Origin of the sequence: Sedimentibacter sp. B4, from assembly GCF_000309315.1 — a bacterium.
GTDB classification, from domain to species: Bacteria; Bacillota; Clostridia; order Tissierellales; family Sedimentibacteraceae; genus Sedimentibacter; species Sedimentibacter saalensis.
This window is the reverse complement of the sequence record NZ_CANG01000738.1, coordinates 1-254: the sequence shown is the minus strand read 5'-3', so window position 1 is coordinate 254 and position 254 is coordinate 1. Positions and strand designations below refer to the sequence as shown.

1 protein-coding gene is annotated in these 254 nt (G+C 66.9%); it reads left to right on the top strand.

Annotated elements, in window-relative coordinates; all coding sequences use genetic code 11:
* Positions 1-254, top strand: a 254-nt coding sequence (locus tag BN358_RS24225; protein ID WP_157593507.1) for a TIM barrel protein, incomplete at both ends; no start/stop codon positions are given.

The following is a 254-nucleotide window of genomic DNA, read 5'->3' as shown; positions in this document are numbered from 1 at the left end:
AACCGGGCCCAGCACGAGACGGGGGTGCGGGTGCGCACCCTGAATCCGGTGTTCAACTGGTCCTCCACTGATGAGGCCGAACGTGCCGCGCAGGTGCGGAACTGGCGGCGGCTACTGGAGCTGGCCGACCAGATCGACTGCAGGGAGATCACCTCGGAGTTCTCCGGGAACCCGAACACCCCGCGGGAGTGTGAGGCGCAGTGGTACCGGTCGCTGGAGGAGCTCACCCCGGCCTTCGAGAACTACGGCATCCA